Here is a 24,827-nt window from a genome sequence, read left to right as displayed (position 1 = left end):
ACAAGGCGCGAGTCTAGTAAGTCGGAGGTTCTTGAATGACCACATCGTTGCAACCTGCCTATGCCTTGGTACCCGGTGCAAACCTGGAAGCCTATGTGCACACGGTCAACAGCATCCCGCTGCTGACGGTCGAGCAGGAGCGTGATCTGGCCGAGCGTCTCTATTATGAGCAGGATCTTGAGGCCGCTCGGCAAATGGTGATGGCCCACCTGCGTTTCGTCGTACATATCGCCCGTAGCTATGCAGGCTATGGCCTGGCCCAGGCCGACCTGATTCAGGAAGGCAACGTCGGCTTGATGAAGGCCGTCAAGCGCTTCAACCCTGAGATGGGGGTGCGCCTGGTGTCCTTTGCCGTGCACTGGATCAAGGCAGAAATCCACGAATTCATCCTGCGTAACTGGCGCATCGTCAAGGTGGCTACCACCAAGGCCCAGCGCAAACTGTTCTTCAACCTGCGCAGCCAGAAGAAGCGTCTGGCCTGGCTGAACAACGATGAAGTCCATCGCGTGGCTGAAAGCCTTGGCGTTGAACCCCGTGAAGTGCGTGAGATGGAAAGCCGGCTGAGTGGTCAGGACATGGCCTTTGACCCGGCGGCGGAAGCCGACGACGACAGCGCTTTCCAGTCGCCAGCGCATTATCTGGAAGACCACCGCTACGATCCGGCGGTACAGCTGGAGGATGCCGACTGGAGTGACAACTCCACCAGTAACCTGCACGAAGCGTTGCAAGGCCTGGACGAGCGTAGCCGTGACATCCTCTACCAGCGCTGGTTGGCTGAAGAGAAGGCGACCTTGCACGAGCTGGCGGACAAGTACAGCGTTTCGGCCGAGCGTATTCGGCAGTTGGAAAAGAACGCAATGAACAAGGTCAAGGCGTTGATCGCGGCCTGATTCGCGCCTTGCTGGATGAAAAGCCGTGCCCTGTGAGGGGTGCGGCTTTTTTATGGGCTTCTGGGGCTGCACTGCAGCCCCGGATAATCAGAGTTTGCGCGAGGCATCCAGCTGCATCAGGTAGCTAGGCCCGCCCAGCTGGCTCATCTGCCGCCGGATCCAACCCGCCCGATTGGCCACATAGGCGCTGGGCCGGCTGGCGCTCCACTTGATCGGGCTGGGCAGCACGGCAGCCAACTGCGCGGCCTGCTGGCGGCTGAGGCGGCTGGCATCGACACCGAAGTGGTAGCGCGCGGCAGCCTGGGCGCCAAACACCCCATTGCCCCATTCGGCGCTGTTGAGGTAAACCTCGAGGATCCGCTCTTTCGACCAGAACAGCTCGATCAGCGCGGTAAACCACGCTTCCAGGCCCTTGCGGAACCAGCTGCGGCCCGACCACAGGAACAGGTTCTTGGCCACCTGCTGGGTCAAGGTACTGGCCCCACGAATGTTGCCACCACGTTCGTTATAAGCCAGCGCTGCCTGAATGGCCGGGATGTCAAAGCCCCAATGGCTGGCGAACTTCTGGTCTTCACCGGCAATGACCGCCACCTTCAGGTCATCGGCGATGTTCTCCCACGGTTGCCAGTCGCGCTGCAGGTCGATTGGCTCGCCACTCACCCAGGACTGCACCTTGCGCTCGGCCATCAACGCCGTGCCGGGTGGCGGTACCCAGCGAAACACCAGCACCAGCACGATACTGCCGGCAGCGAACCAGAGCAGGGCGCGGGTGAGGCGGCGGATAAGGGATGGCAGCATGTCGATGGCTTGGCCGGGCAGGTGGAAGGGGCCATTATACAGACCCGATAGTAGGAGTCCTCCCATGCTTCGCAGCTTCCTGATGCTTGCCGCCTTTTTCGGCTTTACCGGTGTGGCCTTGGGCGCATTTGCCGCGCACGGGCTGAAAAACCGCCTTACGGCAGATTACCTGGCCATCTTTCATACCGGGGTTACCTACCAACTGGTGCATGCCCTGGCGATTTTCGGTGTTGCCGTGCTTGCGGCGCACTTGCCTGGGCGCCTGGTCGGCTGGGCCGGCGGTCTGTTCGCGCTGGGTATCGTACTGTTCTCCGGTAGCCTGTACCTGCTGACCCTGACGGGTGTAAGCAAGCTCGGCATCATCACGCCCATTGGCGGGCTGTGCTTCCTGGCCGGTTGGTTGTGCCTGGGCCTGGCAGCCTGGCGGCTGGGCTGACCGAGCGGTCCACAATCGCGACTAATGGCGTGCACCGCCCTTGGGTTCAAGGGTTGTTCAGCGCTAGAATGCGGGCCCCAAAGAACAACGGTGGCCGTGCGCATGCGCATTCAACTGAACGGTGAACCTTACGAACTGCCCGCTGGCGAAAGCGTCGCGGCCCTGCTGACCCGCCTGGAACTCACCGGGCGCCGGGTAGCCGTGGAACTGAACCTGGACATCGTGCCGCGTAGCCTGCATGACAGCACGCAGCTGAACGACGGCGACCAGGTCGAAGTGGTCCACGCCATCGGCGGCGGCTGATTACAGCTCGGCGGTTCACATGCAAGCCCAGTAACCTTTTCCCGAGGAACAACGATGAGCAACGTTCGTAGCGACAAGCCCTTTACCCTGGCCGGGCGCACTTTCCAGTCGCGCCTGCTGGTCGGCACCGGCAAATACCGTGACATGGAAGAAACCCGCCTGGCCATCGAGGCCTCGGGTGCCGAGATCGTCACCGTCGCTGTGCGTCGTACCAACATCGGCCAGAACCCGGGCGAGCCGAACCTGCTCGACGTACTGCCGCCAGACCGTTACACCATCCTGCCGAACACCGCTGGCTGCTACGACGCGGTCGAAGCCGTGCGCACCTGCCGCCTGGCCCGTGAACTGCTCGATGGCCACAACCTGGTCAAGCTGGAAGTCCTGGCCGACCAGAAGACGTTGTTCCCCAACGTGATCGAGACCCTCAAGGCCGCTGAAGTACTGGTCAAGGACGGTTTCGACGTGATGGTATACACCAGCGACGACCCGATCATCGCCCGTCAGCTGGCCGAAGTCGGCTGCATTGCGGTCATGCCGCTGGCAGGCCTGATCGGTACCGGCCTGGGCATCTGCAACCCCTACAACCTGCAGATCATCCTGGAAGAATCCAAGGTGCCGGTGCTGGTCGATGCCGGCGTGGGTACCGCCTCCGATGCCACCATCGCCATGGAAATGGGTTGCGAGGCGGTGCTGATGAACTCGGCCATCGCCCACGCCCAGCAACCGGTGCTGATGGCCGAAGCCATGAAGCACGCCATCGTGGCAGGTCGCATGGCCTACCTGGCCGGCCGCATGCCGAAGAAACTCTATGCCAGCGCCTCTTCGCCGCTGGATGGTCTGATCAAGTAAGAGCTCCTGATGACTGAATCGCAAGAAACGCCGACCGCCGCCGAAGGCGAAGAGCGCCCACACCGCCGTATCAAGAGTTTCGTGATGCGCGCCGGTCGCATGACCGAAGGCCAGCAACGCGGCCTGGACCAGGGTGGCCCACAGTTCATCCTGCCCCTGGCCGACAGCCCGGTGGACTACGACCAGGTGTTCGGCCGCGCTGCGCCGCGCACCCTGGAGATCGGTTTCGGCATGGGCCACTCCCTGCTGGAGATGGCGGCTGCCGCCCCTGAACTGGACTTCATCGGTGTCGAAGTACACCGTCCGGGTGTTGGCGCGCTGCTCAATGGCGTGTTGACCCAGGGCCTGAAGAACCTGCGGGTGTACGATTGCGATGCCATCGAAGTGCTGAACCGCTGCGTGGCCGACAACAGCCTCGACCGGCTGATGCTGTTCTTCCCGGACCCTTGGCACAAGGCACGCCATCACAAACGCCGCATCGTCCAGCTGGAGTTCGCCGAGCTGGTGCGCCGCAAGCTCAAGCCCGGTGGCGTGTTCCACATGGCGACCGACTGGGAGCCGTATGCCGAGTACATGCTGGAAGTGATGAGCGCTGCGCCGGGTTACCGTAACCAGGCGGCGGACGGCGCCTATGTGCCGCGTCCGCAAGAGCGGCCGATCACCAAGTTCGAGCGCCGTGGTGAGCGCTTGGGGCATGGCGTTTGGGATTTGAAGTTCGAAAAGGTGGATTGATCAGCTGATTCAGCCGATTGAACCGCAGCGCTTGCAGAAATGCAGGCAAAAAAAACCGCCTTGAGAGAGGCGGTTTTTTTATGAAAGCGAGAGGACGGAGTCTCCGCTTCCACAGAGTAGATGCAGCTCTGCAGGCGTAAATCAACCCCGCCGATCAGCCACCACGCCGATCAACACCAGCACCACCAGCAGCACCGGTGCCAGCGCATAGTTATTGAACTGGCTCAGCCCTTTCACCACCCATGGCGTGGCATAGATCAGCGCCGCACCGCTGCCGATCATCACCAGCAAGGCCATCACTGGCACGCGCAGCGCGCCCGCCAAGCTGCCGATGCGTTGCTCGGCCCAGGCTTTGATATCGGTGCCGAACAGCACCAGCAGGCAGCCTACCAAGGCCAGCGAAATCTCCGACAGGTTGCTGCGGCTCCAGCGGGAAACCGTCGCGAGCAGATCAAGTACCAGATCCATGGGTCATCCTTAGGTCAAGAAATACTGCAGCAGGTCATTGAGGAACAACTGGCCGCGTGGCGTGGCCACCAATCGATCCGGTTCGACCTGCAAAAGGCCTTTTTGTTCGGCGGCACGCCGTGCCTCGACCAGCTGTGCCAGCGGCAGGCCGGTGCGCAGGGTAAACAGTTCGGCTTCCACGCCATCGGTCAGGCGCAAGGCATTCATCAGGAATTCGAAGGGCAATTCTTCGGCCGGCAGCAGCTTTTCACCGGCCTTGAACGGCTTGGCCAGGTTCAGGTAGTCCTTGGGCAGGCGGGTTTTCCAGGTGCGCAGGATGCGCCCGTCGGCGAAGGTCAGCTTGCCGTGGGCGCCGGCACCGATACCGATGAAATCACCAAAGCGCCAGTAGTTGAGGTTGTGCTTGGCTGCACGGCCTGGCTGGGCATAGGCGGAAACCTCGTACTGGCGGTAGCCGTGCTCGGCCATCAGCGCCTGCCCCGCCTCCTGGATGTCCCAGAGGATGTCGTCTTCGGGCAGCTCGGGGGGCTGGTTCCAGAACACCGTGTTGGGCTCTACGGTCAGCTGGTACCAGGACAAGTGGGTTGGCCCCAGCTCGATGGCTTGGCGCAGGTCACCCAGGGCATCGTCCAGCGACTGCTCGGGCAGGCCGTGCATCAAGTCCATGTTGAAGTTGTCGAACCCTGCGGCGCGGGCCATGCCCGCAGCGCGGATTGCTTCGTCGCCATTGTGAATGCGCCCGAGCGCCTCGAGTTTGGCGGGCTGGAAGCTTTGCACGCCGATGGACAGGCGGTTGATGCCGGTTTGCCGGTACGCCTTGAATTTCTCCTGCTCGAACGTGCCTGGGTTGGCCTCCAGGGTGATTTCGATGTCTGGTGCGAACGGGATGCGCTGTTCAACACCGCGCAGCAGGCGGCCGAGCGCATTGGCGCTGAACAGGCTCGGCGTGCCGCCACCGAAGAAGATCGAGCTGATCGGGCGCCCCTGCACGGCTACAAGCTCTTGATCGAGGTCGGTCAGCAGGGCGTCGACGTACGCCTCTTCAGGCAGCTCGGGGCCAGCCGCGTGGGAGTTGAAGTCGCAATAAGGGCACTTGCGCACGCACCACGGGATGTGGATGTACAACGCCAAGGGCGGCAGCACGGCGAAACCCGCCGCCCCCCTCGGGAACGGCTGGGTGGACAACGTTTCGATCATGCCAGGCCCAGGCGTTGACGCAGCAGGGCCATGGCGCGGGCGCGGTGGCTGAGCTGGTTCTTGTCGACCGGGGCGAGGTCCGCGCTCGAGCAATTGCGCTCCGGTACCCAGAACAGCGGGTCGTAGCCAAAGCCGTGCTCGCCGCTGGCTTCGAACATGATGCGCCCGTGCCACAGGCCTTCGCACAGGATCGGCAGTGGGTCGTCGGCGTGACGCACCAGCGCCAGCACACAGACGAACTGCGCGCCACGCTCAGCCTCAGGCACCTCTTTCAAGGCCTCCAGCAGCTTGGCATTGTTCGCCGCATCACCCTTGCCATCGGCATAGCGTGCGGAGTAGATGCCCGGCGCACCACCCAGGTAGTCGACTGCCAGGCCCGAGTCGTCGGCCAGTGCCGGCAGGCCAGAGATGCGCGCGGCATTGCGTGCCTTGAGAATGGCGTTCTCGACGAACGACAGGCCGGTTTCCTCTGGCTCGACCTGGCTGAATTCGCCGATCGAGCGCAGCTGTACGGAGGCTCCGAGCATGGCCTGGAGTTCCTTGAGTTTGCCGGCATTGTGGCTGGCCAATACGAGTTGCTGGAAATTCATCATTCGCCTGGGAACACTTCCTGGTTGAAGCTGAGAGAGTTACTGATGCCGCCGGTTTCGACATTGAGGTCGAAGGTCACGGTTTCGGGCTGTTCGATCTTGAACTGGGCGATGTAGTACACCGCGCCCTGTTCGTTGATCTGCTTGAAGGACAGCGGGCTACTGCGCCCGGTCAGGTCCTTCACCGTGCCGCTGACGACCGCCATGGCCGGCTTGTTGGCCTTGAGCACGGCAATGTTGAGCACGCCCTGGTTCTTGCTGCGCACCAGGCCCGTGGCTGCGGCCACCTCTGGTGTCAGCATGCTCGAGGTGAACGCGCTGTAGTGTACCGTCACGTCGCCAAACACTTCCTTGCGCTCGGGACGGGCGGCATCGGCAGCCAGTACGGGCAGGGCCAGGCACAGGCTGATCAGGAACAGGGTCAGGCGACGCATGGTGCGATTCCTCCAGTGGGCGTCAAACCGCGAGCTGGTGCTCCTGCAGGCCAGGGCTGCTGACGCGATAGATGCCGATCTCACCTAGAAGATTAGGCCATAGCCGGCCGCCCCACCCATTACGGTGCAAGTGGTCGACGGCCAGGCGGTCAAGGACCTTGGCATGGCGCTCGTGGCACAGCTCTTCGAAGTCGGCGAAGGTGCAGAAGTGGATGTTCGGCGTGTTGTACCAGGTATACGGCATGAAGTCCGAAACCGGCATGCGGCCTTTGGTCGCCAGGTACCAACGGCAGCGCCAGTGGCCGAAGTTGGGGAAGGTGATGATGCATTGACGGCCCACGCGCAGCATCTCGTCGAGGATGCGGTCGGGGTACTCCACGGCCTGCAGGGCCTGGGTCATGATCACCACGTCGAAGCTGTTGCTGGCGAAGTTGCCCAGGCCCTGGTCCAGGTCCTGCTCGATGACGTTGACGCCCTTGGCCACGCACGCGGCGATGTTGTCGGGGTCGATCTCCAGGCCGTAACCGGTGACCTGCTTGCGGTCACGCAGCGAGGCCAGCAGTTCGCCACTGCCGCAGCCCAGGTCGAGTACCCGGCTGCCGGCGGGAATCCAGTCGTGGATGATTTCCAGATCGGCTCTCATGCTGTCCTCAGATGGCGATGCGGTTCATGTAGTTCGAGAAACCCTGCATGTAGCGAGGTGTGGGGATCAGGAAGGCATCGTGCCCGTAGGGCGAGTCGATCTCCAGGTAACAGACGTTCTTGCGTGCGGCCATCAGTGCGTCGACGATCTCGCGGGAACGTGCCGGCGAGAAGCGCCAGTCGGTGGTGAACGACATGATGCAGTAGTCTGCCGTGACGCCGGCGAGTGTGGCGGCAAGGTCGCCCCCGTGGGCCGCCGCGGGGTCGAAGTAATCCAGCGCCTTGGTCATCAGCAGGTAGGTATTGGCGTCGAAACGGCCGGAAAACTCCTCGCCCTGATAGCGCAGGTAGCTTTCGACCTGGAACTCGACGCTGTGGAAGTCGTAGTTGAGCTTGTCGCTCTTGAGCTCACGGCCGAATTTTTCACCCATCGAATCATCGGACAGGTAGGTGATATGGCCCACCATGCGCGCCAACATCAACCCGCGCTTGGGGATCACGCCCTGGTCCTGGAAAGAACCACCGTGGAATTCCGGGTCGGTGAGGATGGCCTGGCGGGCCACTTCGTTGAAGGCGATGTTCTGCGCCGACAGCTTGGGCGCCGAGGCGATATCGACGCAGTGCCGCACCCGGTCGGGGTAGGTGATGGTCCATTGCAGCGCCTGCATGCCGCCGAGGCTTCCGCCCACGATCGCGGCCCACTGGCCAATGCCCAGGCGGTCGGCCAGGCGCACCTGGCTGTGCACCCAGTCTTCCACGGTCAGCACCGGGAAGTCGGCACCATAGGGCTTGCCGGTGGCCGGGTTGAGGCTGCTGGGGCCGGTGCTGCCATTGCAGCCGCCGAGGTTGTTCAGGCTGACCACGAAGAAACGGTTGGTGTCGATCGGCTTGCCGGGGCCGATGCAGCTGTCCCACCAACCTGGCTTGCGGTCGGTTTCGGCATGGTAGCCCGCGGCATGGTGGTGGCCGGACAAGGCATGGCAGATCAGCACGGCATTGCTCGCGCTGGCGTTCAGGGTGCCATAGGTCTCATAGACCAGCTCGTAGCTGGCCAGGGAGCGGCCACAGGCCAGTGCCAGCGGCTCTTCGAACCGGGCTGTTTGCGGTGTAACCAGACCGACGGAATCTTCGGGAAGGACAGTGGACATCGACCCTGCTCACGCTTGACGGAGGCGTAAGTCTAAAGAGCGCTACCCCCTGCGGCAAGCAATGGCTTGCCGCAGAAGGCGCCGATGGCCAAGGAGGGTGTCAGATCATCCGCCACAGCTCTTGCGGCATGCCCGCATAGGCGGCAAGCGGAGGCATGACGAACGACTGAATGACCTGAATGGCCAGGAAGGCGAAGATCGGCGAGATGTCCATGCCGCCCAGGTTTGGCACCAGGCGACGGAACGGAGCCAGTACCGGTTCGCTGATCTGGTACGCAAGCTCAGCAGCCGGGTTGTGGCTGTTGGGTGCGACCCACGAGACGATCACCATGACGATCATCGCGACCCAGAAGATCTTCAGGAACAGCGAGGTGATGCCGATGATGGCCCACATCAACAGGTGCAGCACATCACCGAAGGTGCCATAGGTGACCATCAGCACGAAGGCCATCAGCAACGCCTGAATGATCACCGCCAGCAGCAGGGACGAGGTGTCCAGGCCGCCGATGCTGGGGATGACGCGGCGGATCGGCTTGAGCAGCGGCTGGGTGGCGCGCACCGTGAACTGGCACAGCGGGTTGTAGAAGTTGGCCTTGACCAGTTGCAGTACGAAGCGCAACAGGACGATCACCAGGTACAGGCTGACCAGGGTTTGCACCACGAAAATCGCGGCGCCTGACAGTGCATTCATCTAGAGCTCCTTATTTGCCCAGTTGTTCGGCCAGCTCGGCGGACCGCGTCGCTGCGGCCTGCAGCGCCTGCTCGACGATGGCTTCGAAGCCGCTGGCCTGGAACGACTTGATCGCAGCTTCGGTGGTGCCGGCTGGCGAGGTGACGCGGCGGCGCAGTTCGGCAGCGTCTACATCGCTGGCAACGGCCATGCGCGCAGCGCCCAAAGCGGTCTGCAGGGTCAGCTGGGAGGCGGTTTCGCGGGGCAGGCCGAGTTTTTCGCCGGCGGCGGTCATGGCCTCGATCAACAGGAAGAAGTACGCCGGGCCGCTGCCGGAAACGGCGGTCACAGCGTCCAGTTGCTGCTCTTGATCAAGCCACAGGGCGGTGCCCACGGCAGACAGCAGTTGCTCGGCCTGCTGGCGTTGTGCCGTGCTGACTTGCTCGGTGGCATACAGGCCGCTGACGCCTTGGCGCAGCAACGCTGGCGTGTTGGGCATGCAGCGCACCACCGGGCGTGGGCCAATCCAGCTTTGCAGGCTGGCGCAGGTGATGCCGGCGGCGATGGAAACGATCAGTTGGCCTTCCTGCAGGTGGGCTTGCAGGGCCTGGCAGACGTCCTTCATGACCTGCGGCTTGACCGCCAGCACGATCACGTCGGCACCGGCGATTGCCTGGGCGTTGTCTTCGAAGGTTTCGATGCCGTGCTCGGCCTGGATGCGGGTGCGGGTCTCGGCGCCCGGGTCGCTGGCGCGGATCTGCGAAGCCTCCAGGCCCTGGGCACGCAGGCCGCCGATCAGGCTGGCGGCCATGTTGCCGGCGCCGATAAAGGCAATACGTGTCTTGCTCATGTCAGGTCCTTGTGGGAAAGAGTGAGTAAAGCATGGAATCAGACGGGCCCGTAATCGCGGGCGCCGAACAGGGCGGTGCCGATACGTACCCAGGTCGCTCCCTGGGCGATCGCCGCCTCCAGGTCGTGGCTCATGCCCATGGACAAGGTGTCCAGGCCAAGGTCCAGACCTTGCTGAAGCTCGCGCAGGGTGGCGAACGCGGCCTCCTGCACGGCACGCTCATCGCTAGGTTCAGGGATCGCCATCAGCCCACGCAGGCGCAGATTGGGCAGGCTGGCAACCGCCTTGGCCAATGCCGGAAGGTCGGCAGGGGCGCAGCCGGACTTGCTGTCTTCGCCACTGACATTCACCTGCAGGCAGATGTTCAGCGGCCCCAGTGCGGCAGGGCGCTGCGCCGAGAGGCGTTGGGCGATCTTCAGGCGGTCCACGGAATGCACCCAGTCGAAATGCTCGGCAATGGCTTTGGTCTTGTTCGACTGAATGGGGCCGATGAAGTGCCAGATCAAGGGCAAGTCGCCCAATGCCTGCTGCTTGGTCAGCGCTTCCTGCAGGTAGTTCTCGCCGACATCGCGCACGCCTGCGGCGTGGATTTCACGGATAGCGCTGGCGGGCTTGGTCTTGCTCACCGCCAGCAACTGGATGCTGGCCGGGTCCCGCCCGGCGGCCTGTGCGGCGCTGGCGATGCGGGCGGCGAGGGCGGATAGGTTGTCTGCTATGGTGGACATGGATCGATGCCGGCGGCGATAGGGTCTGCGGCATTCTACCTGCTTGATCGCCTTTGGGGAGTCTCATGGATGTGACCGACCTGTTGGCCCGTGCCGTGGAAGCGGGGGCTTCGGACCTGCACCTGGCTGCAGGCCAGGTACCGATGCTGCGCCTTGATGGCGAGCTGCAACGCATGGACGCGCCGCCACTGCTGTCGGCGGCCCTGAGCGATGCGATGACACCCTTGCTGGCGGATGAGCAGTGCCAGCAATGGGCACAGGGTGATGAGCTGGACGTCGCGTTGCAACTGCCAGCGCTGGGCCGCTTTCGCCTGAACCTGTTTCGCCAGTTGAACGGCCTGGCGGCAACCTTTCGCGTGATCCCGAAACGCATAGCGACGCTCGATGAACTCGACCTGGGCGAAGTGTTTCTAGCTGTTGCGCAGTGTACCGATGGCCTGGTTCTGGTGGGCGGGCCAACCGGCAGCGGCAAGTCCAGCACCTTGGCGGCGCTGCTCGATCAACTCAACCGCGAACGGCCTGTGCATATCATCACGCTGGAAGACCCTATCGAAGTTATCCACAGCAGCCAGCGCAGCCTGGTCAATCAGCGCGAAATTGGCCGCCATTGTGGCGGGTTCGCTCAGGGGCTGCGCAGTGCGCTGCGTCAGGACCCGGATGTGATCGTGATTGGTGAGTTGCGTGATCTGCAGACCATACGCCTGGCGTTGCGGGCGGCGGAGACGGGGCACCTGGTGCTGGCGACGGTGCACACCCGTTCGGCCATCAATAGCATCGACCGATTGGTCGAGGTCTTTGCTGCCGAGGAAAAGCCACTGGTGCGGGCGATGCTGGCCGAGTCGTTGCGGGTGGTGGTGGCGCAGGTGCTGGTCAAGCGCGTGGGCGGCGGCCGTGTTGCGGCGCGGGAAGTGCTGGTGGCCAACACGGCGGTGCGTAACCTGATCCGTGAGGGGCGGCTGGCGCAGTTGCAGTCGGTGATGCAGTCGGGAGCCGCGGCGGGCATGCGGACGATGGAGGCGGCGTTGCGTGAGCTGCACGCTAAAGGATTGACCGAAACCTTGTAGGAGCGGCCTTGCGTCGCGAAAGGGCCGCAGCGCGGCCCCAGGTTTTCAGCTTCGCATCAAAGATCGTCGGGGCCGCGCTGCGGCCCTTTCGCGACGCAAGGCCGCTCCTACACATACACACAAAGCTTGATCAGCGCTTGGCCAACGCCAGTTGCTGCTCTTTCGGCAATACGCGCTTGGCCACGACATAGTGCTTCTGCCAGTAAGGCTTGCTCAGGTTGTCGATGCTCACCCGCTTGCCGCGGCGCGGTGCATGGATGAAGCGATCGTTGCCCAGGTAGATGGCAACGTGGTTCACCCGGCGGCTCTTGATGTTGAAGAAGATCAGATCACCCGGCTTGAGGTCGCCCTTGGCTACCTTCACGCCGTGGCCTTGGGCCATAGCATTGGAGGTGCGCGGCAGGTCGACGTCGGCCACGTCGTTGAAGGCGTATTTGACCAGCCCGCTGCAGTCGAAGCCCTTCTTCGGGCTGCTGCCGCCCCAGACATAGGGCGTACCGAGCACATTGACCGCGCGGCTGAGCACATCGCTGCTCTGCTTCGGCGACATGGCAGCCACCGGCGCGCTGCGGCTGCTGGCGGCATTGTTCGGGCGCGCGCGCAGCGTGGTGTGCTTGGCCGGCGCGTGTTTCACCGAGGCATTGGTGGTATAGCCGGTGAAACCATTGGGAAGACGTTGCTCACGATTGGTGGCGTGGGCGGCCAAGGGTAATAATAGACAGAGGGTCAGCCATGTCTTGAGTAAAGGCGGCATAGATGAAGCTCTTTATGAATAGTTATGTGTTGGGCGCGCAACTTTATAACAGCTTTTTGATCAATTTTTGATCCGTTGGTCGATTGGCAGGGTGCCATACGTCGGCCAGCAACGAGAAAGTCACATTTTTTCTTAGAAAATTTTCGGATAACCCACGAGGGCTATGAATGAACAGTTATCAACAGAGTGAACCGCTTCACGACACCCACAGCAAGGTCATCGGTTACCTGTTGTGGATTTTTGGCTTCACCGGCTCGCACCGCTTCTACTATGGCAAGCCGATCACCGGCACCCTTTGGTTCTTCACCCTGGGCTTGTTGGGCATCGGTTGGCTGATCGACCTGTTCCTGATTCCCGCGATGGACCGCGAGGCTGACTTGCGCTTCCGGGCCGGCCGAATCGACTACAACATCGCCTGGATTCTGCTGACGTTCCTGGGCATCTTCGGCGTGCATCGCCTGTACCAAGGTAAATGGGTCACCGCGATCATCTACTTCTTTACCGGTGGCCTGTTCCTGGTCGGCGTGCTGTACGACTTCTGGACCCTGAACAGCCAGATCTCCGAAGCCAACAGCGACCGGCGCTGAGCGTACGAAAAAAGGGTAAGAAAAAGGCCTTGGCGCATCACTGCGGCAAGGCCTTCTGGTTACTGGCGGGTCTGGCGCTGTTGCAACAGCAGGTTGCTGAAGCCAGCGCCGGCAAGCTGCTTCTGCGCCCCGGTCAGCTGTTCACGATTGCTGAACGGCCCGACCAGCACGCGGTACCAGGTCTCGTCCTTGACCGTGCCCGACTCCACCTTCACCGACTGGCCCAGCAGAATGATCTGCGCGCGGACCTTGTCGGCGTCAGCCTGCTTGCGGAACGAGCCGGCCTGCAGGAAGAACTGGGTGGTCGCCGCTGGCTTGATCACCGGCGGTGCAGGGGGTGGCGTCTGGCCCAGCAGTGCAGCCTGGGCCCGCGCCGTGTCGATCTTCGCCGCTTCCGCCGGGGTAACCGGTGTCACCGGCTGGGCCGGTACCGGTGGGGTTTTCTCGGGTACCGCTTCCGGCGGCACGATGACTTCGGACTCCGGCAGCAGGGTGTAGAAGTCGTACTTCGGCTTCACCGGCTGCTGCGGGGTGGTCGCTGTGGTCTTGCTGGCTTCGGCGGCCTTTTCCGGTTTCTGCTGCTCCGGCTTGGTGCGCGTAATGTCACCGCCACCCGGTTCCAGCTTCATCAGAAAGACGATGAACGCGCCTACGGTCAGCCCGACCGCCAGCCATACCCAGCCGGGAATCGGCTGTTTGGCCGGCGCCTGTTGGCGGCTGGCGCCGCGCTTTGGAGCAGGTTTTTTCTTGGCAGCCAACTTACATGCGCTCCAGGGTTTCCAGGCCGAGCAGTTCCAGACCTTGCTTGAGGGTGCGACCGGTCAGTGCGGCCAGGCGCAGGCGGCTTTGTTGCTGCTCTGGGGTGTCGGCAGCGAGGATCGGACAGTTCTCGTAGAAGCTCGAGAACAGGCCCGCCAGGTCGTACAGGTAGCTGCACAGCACGTGCGGAGTGCCCTTGTCGGCCACGCTGTTGAGCACTTCGCCAAACTGCGCCAGGCGCGCGGCAAGGTCCTGTTCCTTCTCGGCCTGCAGCACGATCTGGCCATCGACCTCGTCGAAGCCCTTGCCCAGCTTGCGGAACACGCCCGCCACGCGGGTGTAGGCATACAGCAGGTAAGGCGCGGTATTGCCTTCGAAGTTGAGCATCAGCTCGAAGTTGAAGCTGTAGTCGCTGGTCCGGTGCTTGGACAGGTCGGCATACTTGACCGCGCCGATGCCGACCACTTCACCGATGTGGCGCAGTTCGTCTTCGGACAGGCTCGGGTTCTTCTCCTTGACCAGGGCGTACGCACGCTCCTTGGCCTCGGTGAGCAGGTCGATCAGCTTCACGGTGCCGCCGTCGCGGGTCTTGAACGGGCGGCCATCGGCGCCGTTCATGGTGCCGAAGCCCATGTGCTCCATCTGCATCGGGTGGCCGACGAAGCCGGCGCGGCGCGCCACTTCGAACACCTGGTTGAAGTGCAGGGCCTGGCGCTGGTCGACAAAGTACAGGGCGCGGTCGGCCTTGAGCACATTGCTGCGGTAACGCACCGCCGCCAGGTCAGTGGTGGCGTACAGGTAGCCACCGTCGGCCTTCTGCACGATCACCGGCAGGGGCTCGCCTTCGCTGTTCTTGAATTCTTCGAGGAACACGCACTGCGCGCCCTGGTCCTCGACCAGCAGACCCTTGGCCTTGAGGTCGGCGACCACGTTGGCCAGGTCGTCGTTGTAGGCGCTTTCGCCCATGACGTCGGCCATGGTCAGTTTGACGTTGAGCAGCTCGTAGGTTTTCTGGCAGTGGGACAGCGAAATGTCCTTGAAGCGGGTCCACAGCGCCAGGCACTCAGGGTCACCGGCCTGCAGCTTGACCACCAGGCCACGGGCACGGGTGGCGAATTCTTCGGATTCATCGAAGCGCTTCTTCGCCGCACGATAGAAGTTCTCCAGGTCCGACAGCTCGTCGCTGGTGATCGGGTTTTCCTGCAGGTAGGCCATCAGCATGCCGAACTGGGTACCCCAGTCGCCCACGTGGTTCTGGCGCACGACCTGGTCGCCAAGAAACTCCAGTACCCGTGCGACGCTGTCGCCGATGATGGTCGAGCGCAGGTGGCCGACGTGCATCTCCTTGGCCAGGTTGGGTGCCGACAGGTCGATCACCACCTTCTCGCTGGCACCGGCCTTGCGCACACCCAGGTGGTCGTCGGCCAGGGCGGCGTCCAGGCGGTTGGCCAGGGCATTGGTGTTCTGGAAGAAGTTCAGGAAGCCCGGGCCGGCGATCTCAACCTTGCTGATGTCGTCACTGGCCGGCAGCGCGGTGATCAGCTTTTCTGCCAGGTCGCGTGGCTTCATGCCGGCCGGTTTGGCCAGCATCATCGCGATGTTGCTGGCGAAATCGCCGTGGGTCTTGTCCCGGGCGTTTTCCACCTGGATCGCCGGCGACAGCCCTTCAGGCAGCACACCGTCGGTGACGAGTTGGGTGAGGGCTTGCTGGATCAGCTGGCGAATGGTGTCTTTCATGGGGTTCTCTTTTCGACCGCAAGCGCGGTGGAGCGCTTCGATGCGCAGGTGGAAAAACTGGGCATTATCCGTTGCCGAGAGCGGGTTGCCAACCTTTGCCAAGGTTCGGGCTGTCAGTAAAGGTCTACCGGGTCCACATCCAGGGACCAGCGAACCTGCCGGCCGCTCGGCATCTGCTCCAACACTAGCAACCAGGCACTGATCAGTCGATGCAGAGGTGCCCGGGTATTGGCCTGTATCAACAGTTGGGCGCGGAAGCGGCCCGCTCGGCGCTCCATCGGAGCCGGTACGGGGCCCAACAGTTCAATGCCTGGGAGCTGCTGTTCGGTCACCAGGCGCTCTGCCGCGCTGCAGGCTTCGTCGAGAAAACCCTCGGCCTGGCCCGGTTTGTGCGCCTCGGCGCGCAGCAGGGCGAGGTGCGAAAAGGGCGGCAGGCCGGCCGCGCGGCGCTCGTCCAGGGCCTGTTCGGCGAAGGCGAAATAGCCTTGTTCGGTCAGCTGTACCAGCAACGGGTGGTCGGCCAGATGGGTCTGGATGATGACCTTGCCGGGCTCTTCTGCACGCCCGGCGCGCCCGGCCACCTGCACGATCAATTGCGCCATGCGCTCGCTGGCGCGGAAATCGCCCGAGAACAGCCCGCCGTCGGCGTCAAGGATGGCCACCAGGGTCACCCGTGGGAAGTGGTGCCCCTTGGCGAGCATCTGGGTGCCCACCAGGATGCTCGGCTGGCCGCGCTGGATGGTGCCGAACAGGTTGTGCATGGCGTCTTTGCGCGCCGTGCTGTCACGGTCTACGCGCAGGATCGGGTAGTCCGGGAACAGCACCTTGAGGCGCTCTTCGGCCCGTTCGGTGCCCGCGCCCACCGGGCGCAGGTCGACGTGGTTGCACTGCGGGCACTGGTGCGGCAGGCGTTCGTCATAGCCGCAGTGGTGGCAGCGCAGCACGCCGGAACGTTGGTGCACGGTCATGCGTGCATCGCAGCGAGGGCATTCGGACAACCAGCCGCAATCGTGGCACAGCAACGTCGGGGCAAAGCCGCGGCGGTTGAGGAACACCAGCACTTGCTGGCCCGCTTCCAGGGTTTGGCGGATGGCCTGCTGCAACGGGCCGCTGATGCCGCTGTCCAGTGGCAGGCTTTTCACATCCAGGCGCAGCATGCGCGGCGGGCGGGCGCCGCCGGCGCGGTGGTTCATGCGCAGCAAGGTGTAACGGCCGGTCTGGGCGTTGTGCAGGGTCTCCAGCGAAGGCGTGGCCGAGCCGAGCAGGATCGGGATGTTCTCCTGGTGGGCGCGCACCAAGGCCAGGTCGCGGGCGTGGTAGCGCAGGCCTTCCTGCTGCTTATAAGAGCCGTCGTGTTCTTCGTCGATGATGATCAGGCCGGGGTTTTTCATCGGCGTGAACAGCGCCGAGCGGGTACCGATGATGATGTCTGCCTCGCCATCACGGGCGGCCAGCCAGGCATCCAAGCGTTCGCGGTCGCCGACGGCCGAGTGCAACAAGGCAATGCGGGCGTTGAAGCGCTGCTCGAAGCGCGCGAGGGTCTGCGGGCCCAGGTTGATTTCCGGGATCAGTACCAGTGCCTGCTTGCCGGCCTCGAGTGTTTCGCGGATCAGCTGCAGGTAGACCTCGGTCTTGCCGCTGCCGGTCACCCCGGCCAGAAGGAAGGCATTGAAACTGCCGAACCCCGTGCATACCGCGTCGAAGGCGTTGCGCTGTTCTTCATTGAGCGGCAGTTCGGGCTGCGCCAGCCAGTGCTCGTGGCGCGGGGTCGGCAAGTGGCGGCGAACTTCGACCGTGACCAGTTCCTTGGCCAGCAGCAGGTCGAGGCTGTCCTTGTTCAGGTTGAGCTTGCCCAGAAGGCTGTGCGCCACGCCGTGTGGATGCTGCGCCAGAGTCTTCAGCGCATCGCGCTGGCGTGGGGCGCGGGCGATACGCGGGTCATCGTGGCGGGCATCAGCGGCCACATGCCAGAACCGTTCCTGGCGCATCTCTGCCGGTTCACCCTGGCGCAGCAACGTCGGCAACGCCCAGTTCAGGGTGTCGCCCAGGCTGTGCTGGTAGTACTGGGCGGTCCATAAGCACAGCTTGAACAAGGCGGGTGGCAGCGGCGACACCGGGTCCAGCAGTGCGGTGGCCGGTTTGAGCTTGTCGGCGGGCACTTCGCTCTGGTCGCACACTTCCACCAGCACCCCGATCATCTCGCGGCGCCCGAAGGGCACGCGAATGCGCATGCCGGGCGTGAGGGGCTGGCGCGCCATGCTCGCCGGTGCCCTGTAGTCGAAAAGGCGACGCAGCGGGGAGGGCAGGGCAAGGCGCAGGATGACATCGGACACGCGGAAGGTCTCGCAAGGGCGTTTCAAAGACTGGCGAGCCTAGCAGACGACAGTCGGTGCAAGCGACAACTTGCGCTGAAGCTGGGCTCTGGTATTATTCGCCGCCTAATTACGTGCGGTATTCAACAATTGGTGTTGGGTGGCGGCACGCAGCTCGAGGAAGTGACCATGAAAGCAAATATTCATCCGAACTACGAAGTAGTTGCAGTCACCTGCAGCTGCGGCAACAAGTTTGAAAGCCGTTCGACCCTGGGTAGCACCCTGGCGATCGACGTTTGCAACCTGTGCCACCCGTTCTACACCGGTAAGCAGAAAGTCCTGGACACCGGTGGTCGCGTACAGAAGTTTGCCGATCGCTTCGGCATGTTCGGTGCCAAGAAGTAATAATGCGCATGGCGAATCCCTCGGGTTTCGCGCTGTTGCAAAAAAAAGCGCCCCTTGTGGGCGCTTTTTTTGTGGCCGCGATCTGGCATTTGCCGGCCCTGGCGTTCTGCCCGCTGCCGGCCAACCCGCAGCCCGTGGCGGTGCGGCAGGTGGTGGATGGCGATACCTTGCGCCTGACCGATGGCCGCAGTGTACGCATGATCGGCATCAATGCCCCGGAGATCGGGCGCAAGGGGCGCACCAGCGAGCCCTATGCCGAGGCCGCCAAGCGGCGCCTGCAGGCCTTGGTCAAGGCCAGCGACGGGCGTGTCGGGCTGGTGCCGGGTGCCGAGGCCAAAGACAAATACGGCCGCACGCTGGCACATATCTACGGCCGCAATGGCAACAATCTTGAAGCACAGCTGCTCAGCGAGGGGCTTGGCTACCGCGTCGCCGTTGCCCCCAATGTGCGCTTGGTGGGTTGCCAGCAACTGGCCGAGCAAGTCGCGCGCAAGGCGGGTATCGGCCTGTGGCGCAGTTCGCCGGTGGTGCGCGCGAGGGATGTCCGGCAGTCCGGCTTCGCTGTCATCGGTGGCCGCATTCAAGGTGTCGAGCGTAATCGCGGCGGCGTCTGGCTGACGCTGGATTCCACCGTGGTGCTGCAGGTTCCCGCTCGTCTGCAACGCAACTTCCCGCCCAGCTTCTTCGATAACCTCAAAGGACGCCAGGTCGAGGCACGTGGCTGGGTGCTGGATCGTTCCCGCAAGGGCGGCCTACAGCCTGGGCAGCGACGCTGGGTGCTGCCATTGACCGATCCGAGCATGTTGGAACGCATTTCAGGCTGAAAAGATGTAGACATTTCGCTATTGGATTGTACACACTGTCAGTCTTATGCCCCGTGGGTTATAGCGTAAAGTCGTAGGCTAAAGGCCTTGACACAAGTGACCGACCAGTCTTGTGACTCCCCGGCTCTTTGCGTATCCTCGGCGGTCCGTCAGAACAGTAAATAGCGGAATGCCCACCATGTCAGACCTGAAAACCGCCGCTCTCGAATACCACGCTCAACCTCGTCCGGGGAAACTGAGCGTCGAGCTCTCCAAGCCCACCGCCACCGCCCGCGACCTCGCCCTGGCTTACAGCCCAGGTGTTGCCGAACCCGTGCGCGAAATCGGCCGTGATCCAGAGCTGGCCTACAAGTACACCGGCAAGGGCAACCTGGTTGCGGTGATCTCTGATGGTACCGCCATCCTCGGTCTGGGTGACCTGGGCCCACTGGCCTCGAAGCCGGTCATGGAAGGCAAGGGTGTTCTGTTCAAGCGTTTCGCCGGTATCGATGTGTTCGACATCGAAGTCGAGTCGGAGAGCCCGCAAGCCTTCATCGACACCGTTCGCCGCATCTCGATCACTTTTGGTGGCATCAACCTCGAAGACATCAAGGCACCCGAGTGCTTCGAAATCGAGCGCACCCTGATCGAACAGTGCGACATCCCGGTCTTCCACGATGACCAGCACGGCACCGCGATCGTTACCGCCGCCGGCATGATCAACGCCCTGGAAATCGCCGGCAAGAAACTGGAAGAAGCCAAGATCGTCTGCCTGGGTGCCGGCGCTGCCGCCATCTCGTGCATGAAGCTGCTGGTCAGCATGGGTGCCAAGGTCGAAAACATCTACATGATCGACCGCAGCGGCGTGATTCACGCTGGCCGCGACGACCTGAACCAGTACAAGGCGCAGTTCGCCCACGCGACCGACAAGCGCACCCTGGCTGACGCCCTGAACGGTGCCGACGTGTTCGTTGGCCTGTCCGGCCCGAACCTGCTGAGCGCAGAAGGCCTGAAGTCGATGGCGGCCAACCCGATCGTGTTCGCCTGCTCGAACCCCGATCCGGAAATCTCGCCAGAGCTGGCTCACGCCACTCGCAACGATGTGATCATGGCCACCGGTCGTTCCGACTACCCGAACCAGGTCAACAACGTACTGGGCTTCCCGTTCATCTTCCGTGGTGCCCTGGACGTTCGCGCCAAGCGCATCAACGAAGAAATGAAGATCGCCGCCGCCATCGCCCTGAAAGACCTGGCCAAGCTGCCGGTGCCGAAGGAAGTCTGCGAAGCCTACGGCGTCGAAGGCCTGGAGTTCGGCCGTGAGTACATCATTCCGAAGCCTCTGGATGCCCGTCTGATCACCGTCGTTTCCGATGCCGTTGCCAAGGCAGCCATCGAATCCGGCGTGGCGACTCTGCCGTATCCGAAGCACTACCCGCTGAACAGCGTGGATGAAGTGTTCAACGGCTGATTCTGGTCGTAGCCACACAAGAAAGCCCCGGCTCGTGAGAGTCGGGGCTTTTTTTGTCTTGGAGGCGTAGGGGCAGTGGGATTCGTCACCACACTTTTGTCGGCTGCGAAATCGGGCGCCGCGCGGGCGGCGCTCGATTTACGCGCCCACTCAAACCTCAAGACAGCACTGCGCTTTTAGAACAGATCCATCGGCGCCGCTTCATCTGCCGGCAGCGGGCTGCCCGGTGCCGCACCGTTGCCCAGCTCATCCACCGACGGCGGCGAGTCTTCAGCCTTGAACAGCTCGAAATAGGCGTTGGGCGTGCTCGGCGAGGCGGCGCGACCGCTGACCGGGTCAACCCGCAGGCTGAGGATGCCTTCCGGCTCCGCAGGGGCGTGGTTGGGCTTGTCCTTGAGCGCGGCGCCCATGAAGCTCATCCAGATCGGCAGTGCCGCTGTGCCACCGTATTCACGACGGCCCAGGGTTTCGGGTTGGTCGAAACCGACCCATACCGTGGTCACGTAATCGGCGTTGTAGCCGGAGAACCAGGCATCCTTGGACTCGTTGGTGGTACCGGTCTTGCCCGCCAGGTCGGTGCGGCCCAGGGCCAGTGCACGGCGGCCGGTGCCGCGTTTGATCACGTCCTGCAGCATGCTGGTGAGGATGTAGCTGGTGCGCCCGTCGATGATCTGCTCAGCCACTGCCGGCACTTGTGGCGCCGGTGTGACCTGGCCAAAGGCGGCTGGCGCCTCGCCCGGCATCGCTACGGTGCTGATCGGCTGTTCAGGCGCGGCAAGGCCGGCCTGGTCCTCGGCACCTTGAGGTACACGGGCCGGGTTGGCGGTGAACAGTGTCTCGCCGTTGCGGCTCTCGATGCGATCGATCAGGTAGGGGGTGATCTTGTAGCCGCCGTTGGCAAAAGTGCTCCAGCCAGTGGCGATCTCCATCGGGGTCAGGGTAGCCGTGCCCAGTGCCAGCGACAGGTTGCGGGGCAGGTCCTGCTTGTTGAAGCCGAACTTGGCGATGTAGTCGATGGTGCGGTCCACGCCCATTGCCTGCAGCAGGCGGATCGATACCAGGTTGCGCGACTTGTACAGCGCCTCGCGCATGCGGATCGGGCCGAGGAAGGTGTTGGTGTCGTTCTTCGGTCGCCAGACCTTGTCCAGGTACTCGTCGACGAACACGATCGGCGCATCGTTGACCAGGCTGGCGGCGGTGTAGCCGCTGTCCAGTGCCGCGCTATAGATGAAAGGCTTGAAGCTCGAACCGGGTTGGCGCTTGGCCTGCATGGCGCGGTTGTAGTTGCTCTGCTCGAACGAGAAGCCGCCGACCAGGGCACGGATAGCGCCGTTGTAAGGGTCGAGGGTGACCAGCGCGCTCTGTGCGCCCGGCACCTGGCTGAACTTGAGCGTGCCGTCATCCAGGCGTTGCAGGCGCACCAGGTCGCCGACCTGTGCAACATCTGCCGGGCTCTGCGGTGTGCGGCCCTGGGAGTTGCTATTGAGGAACGGGCGCGCCCACTTCATGGTGTCCCAGGCGACGGTTTCTTCTTGGCCGCTACGGGTCAGCACCGTAAGCCCGGCCTTGTCGACCTGGGTGACGATGGCCGGCTCAAGGCCGCCCAGGGTGCGCTGCTTGCCCAGCTCCAGCAGCCAGGCTGCGTGGGTCTTGCCCGGGAAGCGCGCATCGGGGCCGCGGTAGCCGTGGCGTTCGTCGTAGTCGGAAAGGCCGCCGAGAATGGCTTTGTTGGCCATCTCCTGCATGTCGCTCGGCACGGTCGTGGTGACACGGAAGCCTTCGGTGTAGGCATCGCTGCCATAGCGGCCGACCATCTCGGCGCGGGCCATTTCAGCGATGTACGGGGCGTTCACCTCGGGGGTCGGCACGTGGTAGCTGGCGTTGAGCGGTTCGGCCAGGGCGGTCTGGTAGCTGGCCTGGTCAATCTTGCCGAGCTTGTACATGCGGCCCAGGATCCAGTCGCGGCGCTCTTTGGCGCGCACCGGGTTGGCCAGCGGGTTGAAGCGCGAAGGAGCCTTGGGCAGGCCGGCGATCATTGCCATCTGCGCCAGGCTCACGTCGCGGATCGACTTGCCGTAGTAGACCTGTGCGGCCGCATCGATGCCGTACGCCCGGTTGCCCAGGTAGATCTTGTTCACGTACAGCTCGAGGATTTCGTCCTTGGTCAGCTCACGTTCGATCTGCAAGGCCAGGAGGATTTCGTTGGTCTTGCGCGAGAAGCTGCGTTCGCTGGTCAGGAAGAAGTTCTTCGCCACCTGCATCGTGATGGTGCTGCCACCGGTCTGGATATGACCGGTTTTGACCAACTGAGTGGCCGCGCGCATCAGGCTGCTGGGGTCGACGCCATAGTGATTGAGGAAGTTGTCGTCCTCGGCTGACAGAAGCGCCTGGATAAATTGTGGGGGGATTTCCGCGAAGCGGATCGGCGAGCGGCGCATTTCGCCGAACTCGGCAATCAGCTTGCCGTCGCTGCTGTACACCCTGAGGGGGATCTGCAACTGGATGCTTCTGAGTGACTCGACCGAGGGCAGGCTAGGGCTAAGATACAGAAACGCACCGCTCACACCGAGTACGAGCGCGCTAATGACTGCGACGGAAGACCACCAGAAGAACTTCAGCAGACGTATCAAGGCTTTTGGGCGTCCAGGTTGATAAGTGAATTGCGTACGGGTCCAGCGGACCAAAAACGCTGGGCATTATAAGCATTTTTTCGCCTCGCCGGGTGACCGGCCAGGCGGCCCGTCGATCCGTTCGGCCGCGCAGGCCTAGTGTTGACGCGGGTTTGCGGCATACAGCAAAGGAGCAGTGATGCTTGGACGTTTCGGCATGGATGCCGGTTCATTGATGGGGGTGGAAATTGCCTCCGATTCGGTTCGGGTTGTGCAGCTGCGGCAGCGCAATGGGCGTTGCCAGGTCGCGGCCTGGGCGCACGAACCGTATGAACCCTACAGTGGCGGTGACTGGGCAAGCGACCCTGTGCGCGTGGTAGGTGCCTTGCAGCGTGCCTGCAGGCGCAGCGGCATTCGGCAGCGGCGGGCTGCGCTAGCGCTGCCGGCAAATCAGGTGATCTGCAAGCCTTGCCAGTTACCGGCAGGCCAGAGTGAGGCGGACATGGAAGCGCAGTTGCTGGCCGATGCCGATCGCCTGTTCCCCTTTGCGCTGGAGGATCTGGCCTTGGACTTTCAGGTGCTTGGCCCTTCCAAGGACCAGGCCGGCTGCCTGGATGTCATGGTGGCTGCCTGTCGCCAGCGCTCATTGGAGCCGATTGAAGCCCTGCTTGATGCCGCCGGGCTGCAGCTGGAGGTGATGGAAGTCGACAGCGTCGCGTTGCAGCGAATGTTGCCGCAGAGCGAGCTTGCGGGCTCGGCCTTGTTACGCCTGGAGGCGCAAGGTGCGACGTTGCATTGCTGGCAACAGGGCGTGCCAGCGCAGCGCCGCGAGTTGCACCTCGGGCAAATGCCTGCCCAATTGCATGCGCATTTGGCGGGCGAAGCCCAGCTGAAGTGCTTGCTGGTCGTCAGCAGCTCGGTGATTGAGCAGGGGTGGCTTGAAGGCCTGAGTGAAGCGGTGAACCTGCCCTGTCGGCAACTGCCGCTGCGTGCGGGGCTGGCGCCGGAAGACGGCGGCATGCTGCTGGCATGCGCCTTGGCCTCAGGGGGCATGCGCCCATGATGCGTCTGAACCTATTACCTTGGCGCGAGCGGCAGCGCCGCTCGATGCTTCGGCGCTTCCAGTGGATGTTGCTTGGCAGTGCAATCCTGGCGCTTTGTTGCGTGATGCTGATTGACCAACTGGCACGCCAGCGCGCCCAGCAGCAAGCGACGAGCAATGCCAGCCACCAGTCTGCGCTGGCGCTGCTGGGCAAGCAGCTGGAGCAGCACACCGACGTGCGTGCCGACCACGATGCCACCCAGGCGCAGGTTGCGGCCCTGGCCCGCCTGAGGGCCGATCAGGGGGTACTGCCTGCCTTGCTCGCAGATGTGGAGGCCGCGTTGCCCGCAGGCTTGCAGCTCACTGAGCTAACGCTTGCGCACGGCCGTTTGCACGTCACCGGTGTGGCCGCATCCGGCGCCGTGGTCGCCCAGTTCATGCGCGACCTCGAACGCTCCGCAGTGTTGCAAGGCCTGGCACTCAAGCATGTGAAGCACCTGCCTTCGGGTGACGAGTTCGTCCTGACTGCGCGCGTGTCGGCGTTCTGGTCGTGAG

Annotated in this window: 27 protein-coding genes; 12 read left to right on the top strand and 15 right to left on the bottom strand. The window is 63.3% G+C overall.

The window, feature by feature from the left end:
• Positions 1–35 precede the first annotated feature (35 nt).
• Entirely contained in the window at positions 36–890 is an 855-nt protein-coding gene (gene rpoH, locus CKW22_RS06300) for an RNA polymerase sigma factor RpoH (RefSeq protein WP_012312302.1), read from the top strand.
• Between the two features lie 87 nt (positions 891–977).
• Here rpoH and mtgA read toward each other — a convergent pair whose 3' ends face one another.
• Complete coding sequence (gene mtgA, locus CKW22_RS06295; RefSeq protein ID WP_033702031.1) at positions 978–1,688, bottom strand: monofunctional biosynthetic peptidoglycan transglycosylase; 711 nt, start codon at positions 1,686–1,688, stop codon at positions 978–980.
• 64 nt (positions 1,689–1,752) lie between these two features.
• Here mtgA and CKW22_RS06290 point away from each other — a divergent pair, with 64 nt between their 5' ends.
• From CKW22_RS06290 to trmB, 4 genes are all read left to right on the top strand, one after another.
• Positions 1,753–2,124 (top strand): DUF423 domain-containing protein, encoded by a 372-nt coding sequence (locus CKW22_RS06290; protein WP_033702030.1) that lies wholly within the window; start codon positions 1,753–1,755, stop codon positions 2,122–2,124.
• Positions 2,125–2,226: 102 nt separating this feature from the next.
• Complete coding sequence (thiS, locus tag CKW22_RS06285) at positions 2,227–2,427, top strand: sulfur carrier protein ThiS (RefSeq protein WP_033702586.1); 201 nt, start codon at positions 2,227–2,229, stop codon at positions 2,425–2,427.
• 54 nt (positions 2,428–2,481) lie between these two features.
• Entirely contained in the window at positions 2,482–3,276 is a 795-nt protein-coding gene (locus CKW22_RS06280; RefSeq protein ID WP_015272152.1) for a thiazole synthase, read from the top strand.
• Positions 3,277–3,285: 9 nt separating this feature from the next.
• Positions 3,286–4,008: a tRNA (guanosine(46)-N7)-methyltransferase TrmB gene (gene trmB / locus CKW22_RS06275; RefSeq protein WP_095063904.1), complete on the top strand. Its 723-nt coding sequence runs from the start codon at positions 3,286–3,288 to the stop codon at positions 4,006–4,008.
• Positions 4,009–4,149: 141 nt separating this feature from the next.
• On the opposite strand, the gene CKW22_RS06270 is transcribed toward trmB, so the two are convergent.
• The 9 genes from CKW22_RS06270 to CKW22_RS06230 form a co-directional block, all read right to left on the bottom strand.
• Positions 4,150–4,476 (bottom strand): DUF3392 domain-containing protein, encoded by a 327-nt coding sequence (locus CKW22_RS06270; protein ID WP_033702028.1) that lies wholly within the window; start codon positions 4,474–4,476, stop codon positions 4,150–4,152.
• A gap of 9 nt (positions 4,477–4,485) precedes the next feature.
• Positions 4,486–5,673: a radical SAM family heme chaperone HemW gene (hemW, locus tag CKW22_RS06265; protein ID WP_095063903.1), complete on the bottom strand. Its 1,188-nt coding sequence runs from the start codon at positions 5,671–5,673 to the stop codon at positions 4,486–4,488.
• Positions 5,670–6,266, bottom strand: coding sequence for an RdgB/HAM1 family non-canonical purine NTP pyrophosphatase (rdgB, locus tag CKW22_RS06260; RefSeq protein ID WP_033702026.1), 597 nt, complete (start codon positions 6,264–6,266; stop codon positions 5,670–5,672). Before rdgB ends, hemW begins: the two co-directional genes overlap by 4 nt.
• Positions 6,263–6,697 (bottom strand): DUF4426 domain-containing protein, encoded by a 435-nt coding sequence (locus tag CKW22_RS06255; RefSeq protein WP_033702024.1) that lies wholly within the window; start codon positions 6,695–6,697, stop codon positions 6,263–6,265. Before CKW22_RS06255 ends, rdgB begins: the two co-directional genes overlap by 4 nt.
• A 22-nt stretch (positions 6,698–6,719) precedes the next feature.
• Positions 6,720–7,340 (bottom strand): methionine biosynthesis protein MetW, encoded by a 621-nt coding sequence (gene metW, locus CKW22_RS06250; protein ID WP_033702023.1) that lies wholly within the window; start codon positions 7,338–7,340, stop codon positions 6,720–6,722.
• Between the two features lie 7 nt (positions 7,341–7,347).
• Complete coding sequence (locus tag CKW22_RS06245) at positions 7,348–8,487, bottom strand: homoserine O-acetyltransferase (RefSeq protein ID WP_033702022.1); 1,140 nt, start codon at positions 8,485–8,487, stop codon at positions 7,348–7,350.
• Positions 8,488–8,587: 100 nt separating this feature from the next.
• Positions 8,588–9,178 carry a YggT family protein gene (locus CKW22_RS06240; RefSeq protein ID WP_033702021.1) on the bottom strand — a complete coding sequence of 197 codons (591 nt, stop codon included), beginning with the start codon at positions 9,176–9,178 and terminating at the stop codon, positions 8,588–8,590.
• A 10-nt stretch (positions 9,179–9,188) separates the two neighbouring features.
• Positions 9,189–10,007, bottom strand: coding sequence for a pyrroline-5-carboxylate reductase (gene proC, locus CKW22_RS06235; protein ID WP_047582185.1), 819 nt, complete (start codon positions 10,005–10,007; stop codon positions 9,189–9,191).
• Between the two features lie 38 nt (positions 10,008–10,045).
• On the bottom strand, positions 10,046–10,732 hold the full coding sequence (locus CKW22_RS06230) for a YggS family pyridoxal phosphate-dependent enzyme (RefSeq protein ID WP_047582187.1): 687 nt from the start codon (positions 10,730–10,732) through the stop codon (positions 10,046–10,048).
• A gap of 65 nt (positions 10,733–10,797) precedes the next feature.
• Between CKW22_RS06230 and CKW22_RS06225 the strand changes: the two genes are divergently transcribed.
• Positions 10,798–11,796, top strand: a complete 999-nt coding sequence (locus CKW22_RS06225) for a type IV pilus twitching motility protein PilT (RefSeq protein WP_047582189.1) — start codon at positions 10,798–10,800, stop codon at positions 11,794–11,796.
• Between the two features lie 130 nt (positions 11,797–11,926).
• On the opposite strand, the gene CKW22_RS06220 is transcribed toward CKW22_RS06225, so the two are convergent.
• On the bottom strand, positions 11,927–12,550 hold the full coding sequence (locus tag CKW22_RS06220) for a C40 family peptidase (protein ID WP_033702017.1): 624 nt from the start codon (positions 12,548–12,550) through the stop codon (positions 11,927–11,929).
• Between the two features lie 167 nt (positions 12,551–12,717).
• Here CKW22_RS06220 and CKW22_RS06215 point away from each other — a divergent pair, with 167 nt between their 5' ends.
• Complete coding sequence (locus CKW22_RS06215) at positions 12,718–13,137, top strand: TM2 domain-containing protein (protein ID WP_033702015.1); 420 nt, start codon at positions 12,718–12,720, stop codon at positions 13,135–13,137.
• 59 nt (positions 13,138–13,196) lie between these two features.
• Here CKW22_RS06215 and CKW22_RS06210 read toward each other — a convergent pair whose 3' ends face one another.
• The 3 genes from CKW22_RS06210 to CKW22_RS06200 all read right to left on the bottom strand — a co-directional run bounded on the left by CKW22_RS06210 (position 13,197) and on the right by CKW22_RS06200 (position 17,966).
• Positions 13,197–13,895, bottom strand: coding sequence for an SPOR domain-containing protein (locus CKW22_RS06210; protein WP_047582191.1), 699 nt, complete (start codon positions 13,893–13,895; stop codon positions 13,197–13,199).
• A gap of 1 nt (position 13,896) precedes the next feature.
• On the bottom strand, positions 13,897–15,633 hold the full coding sequence (gene argS / locus CKW22_RS06205) for an arginine--tRNA ligase (RefSeq protein WP_033702013.1): 1,737 nt from the start codon (positions 15,631–15,633) through the stop codon (positions 13,897–13,899).
• A gap of 113 nt (positions 15,634–15,746) precedes the next feature.
• A complete protein-coding gene (locus tag CKW22_RS06200; protein ID WP_033702585.1) occupies positions 15,747–17,966 on the bottom strand; it encodes a primosomal protein N' in 2,220 nt (739 codons plus the stop codon).
• A gap of 168 nt (positions 17,967–18,134) precedes the next feature.
• Here CKW22_RS06200 and rpmE point away from each other — a divergent pair, with 168 nt between their 5' ends.
• The 3 genes from rpmE (at position 18,135) to CKW22_RS06185 (ending at position 20,621) form a co-directional block, all read left to right on the top strand.
• A complete protein-coding gene (gene rpmE, locus CKW22_RS06195; RefSeq protein ID WP_033702012.1) occupies positions 18,135–18,350 on the top strand; it encodes a 50S ribosomal protein L31 in 216 nt (71 codons plus the stop codon).
• A gap of 2 nt (positions 18,351–18,352) precedes the next feature.
• A complete protein-coding gene (locus tag CKW22_RS06190; protein ID WP_095063902.1) occupies positions 18,353–19,174 on the top strand; it encodes a thermonuclease family protein in 822 nt (273 codons plus the stop codon).
• A 178-nt stretch (positions 19,175–19,352) separates the two neighbouring features.
• Entirely contained in the window at positions 19,353–20,621 is a 1,269-nt protein-coding gene (locus CKW22_RS06185) for a malic enzyme-like NAD(P)-binding protein (RefSeq protein ID WP_027592351.1), read from the top strand.
• A 176-nt stretch (positions 20,622–20,797) separates the two neighbouring features.
• On the opposite strand, the gene CKW22_RS06180 is transcribed toward CKW22_RS06185, so the two are convergent.
• Complete coding sequence (locus CKW22_RS06180) at positions 20,798–23,248, bottom strand: penicillin-binding protein 1A (protein ID WP_371856397.1); 2,451 nt, start codon at positions 23,246–23,248, stop codon at positions 20,798–20,800.
• A 181-nt stretch (positions 23,249–23,429) separates the two neighbouring features.
• Here CKW22_RS06180 and pilM point away from each other — a divergent pair, with 181 nt between their 5' ends.
• Both pilM and CKW22_RS06170 read left to right on the top strand, forming a co-directional pair.
• Positions 23,430–24,293, top strand: coding sequence for a type IV pilus biogenesis protein PilM (gene pilM / locus CKW22_RS06175; protein WP_047582196.1), 864 nt, complete (start codon positions 23,430–23,432; stop codon positions 24,291–24,293).
• Positions 24,290–24,826: a PilN domain-containing protein gene (locus CKW22_RS06170; protein WP_033702008.1), complete on the top strand. Its 537-nt coding sequence runs from the start codon at positions 24,290–24,292 to the stop codon at positions 24,824–24,826. The genes pilM and CKW22_RS06170 overlap by 4 nt, the downstream gene beginning before the upstream one ends.
• The last annotated feature ends 1 nt before the right edge of the window (position 24,827 follow it).

The organism is Pseudomonas sp. Irchel s3f19 (assembly GCF_900187555.1).
Classification (GTDB): Bacteria; Pseudomonadota; Gammaproteobacteria; order Pseudomonadales; family Pseudomonadaceae; genus Aquipseudomonas; species Aquipseudomonas capeferrum.
Note: the sequence above shows the minus strand (reverse complement) of the source record. Positions and strands in the feature narration are given on the sequence as shown.

What these genes read in the sequence shown, in the direction of transcription:
- CKW22_RS06215 (WP_033702015.1), top strand. Translation starts at nt 12,718, where the DNA reads ATGAACAGTTATCAACAGAGTGAACCGCTTCACGACACCCACAGCAAG.
- CKW22_RS06220 (WP_033702017.1), bottom strand. Translation starts at nt 12,550, where the DNA reads ATGCCGCCTTTACTCAAGACATGGCTGACCCTCTGTCTATTATTACCC.
- rpoH (WP_012312302.1), top strand. Translation starts at nt 36, where the DNA reads ATGACCACATCGTTGCAACCTGCCTATGCCTTGGTACCCGGTGCAAAC.
- CKW22_RS06270 (WP_033702028.1), bottom strand. Translation starts at nt 4,476, where the DNA reads ATGGATCTGGTACTTGATCTGCTCGCGACGGTTTCCCGCTGGAGCCGC.
- CKW22_RS06190 (WP_095063902.1), top strand. Translation starts at nt 18,353, where the DNA reads ATGCGCATGGCGAATCCCTCGGGTTTCGCGCTGTTGCAAAAAAAAGCG.
- rdgB (WP_033702026.1), bottom strand. Translation starts at nt 6,266, where the DNA reads ATGATGAATTTCCAGCAACTCGTATTGGCCAGCCACAATGCCGGCAAA.
- CKW22_RS06245 (WP_033702022.1), bottom strand. Translation starts at nt 8,487, where the DNA reads ATGTCCACTGTCCTTCCCGAAGATTCCGTCGGTCTGGTTACACCGCAA.
- pilM (WP_047582196.1), top strand. Translation starts at nt 23,430, where the DNA reads ATGCTTGGACGTTTCGGCATGGATGCCGGTTCATTGATGGGGGTGGAA.
- CKW22_RS06225 (WP_047582189.1), top strand. Translation starts at nt 10,798, where the DNA reads ATGGATGTGACCGACCTGTTGGCCCGTGCCGTGGAAGCGGGGGCTTCG.
- thiS (WP_033702586.1), top strand. Translation starts at nt 2,227, where the DNA reads ATGCGCATTCAACTGAACGGTGAACCTTACGAACTGCCCGCTGGCGAA.
- argS (WP_033702013.1), bottom strand. Translation starts at nt 15,633, where the DNA reads ATGAAAGACACCATTCGCCAGCTGATCCAGCAAGCCCTCACCCAACTC.
- CKW22_RS06240 (WP_033702021.1), bottom strand. Translation starts at nt 9,178, where the DNA reads ATGAATGCACTGTCAGGCGCCGCGATTTTCGTGGTGCAAACCCTGGTC.
- CKW22_RS06185 (WP_027592351.1), top strand. Translation starts at nt 19,353, where the DNA reads ATGTCAGACCTGAAAACCGCCGCTCTCGAATACCACGCTCAACCTCGT.
- mtgA (WP_033702031.1), bottom strand. Translation starts at nt 1,688, where the DNA reads ATGCTGCCATCCCTTATCCGCCGCCTCACCCGCGCCCTGCTCTGGTTC.
- proC (WP_047582185.1), bottom strand. Translation starts at nt 10,007, where the DNA reads ATGAGCAAGACACGTATTGCCTTTATCGGCGCCGGCAACATGGCCGCC.
- CKW22_RS06230 (WP_047582187.1), bottom strand. Translation starts at nt 10,732, where the DNA reads ATGTCCACCATAGCAGACAACCTATCCGCCCTCGCCGCCCGCATCGCC.
- metW (WP_033702023.1), bottom strand. Translation starts at nt 7,340, where the DNA reads ATGAGAGCCGATCTGGAAATCATCCACGACTGGATTCCCGCCGGCAGC.
- hemW (WP_095063903.1), bottom strand. Translation starts at nt 5,673, where the DNA reads ATGATCGAAACGTTGTCCACCCAGCCGTTCCCGAGGGGGGCGGCGGGT.
- CKW22_RS06255 (WP_033702024.1), bottom strand. Translation starts at nt 6,697, where the DNA reads ATGCGTCGCCTGACCCTGTTCCTGATCAGCCTGTGCCTGGCCCTGCCC.
- CKW22_RS06290 (WP_033702030.1), top strand. Translation starts at nt 1,753, where the DNA reads ATGCTTCGCAGCTTCCTGATGCTTGCCGCCTTTTTCGGCTTTACCGGT.
- rpmE (WP_033702012.1), top strand. Translation starts at nt 18,135, where the DNA reads ATGAAAGCAAATATTCATCCGAACTACGAAGTAGTTGCAGTCACCTGC.
- CKW22_RS06280 (WP_015272152.1), top strand. Translation starts at nt 2,482, where the DNA reads ATGAGCAACGTTCGTAGCGACAAGCCCTTTACCCTGGCCGGGCGCACT.
- trmB (WP_095063904.1), top strand. Translation starts at nt 3,286, where the DNA reads ATGACTGAATCGCAAGAAACGCCGACCGCCGCCGAAGGCGAAGAGCGC.
- CKW22_RS06170 (WP_033702008.1), top strand. Translation starts at nt 24,290, where the DNA reads ATGATGCGTCTGAACCTATTACCTTGGCGCGAGCGGCAGCGCCGCTCG.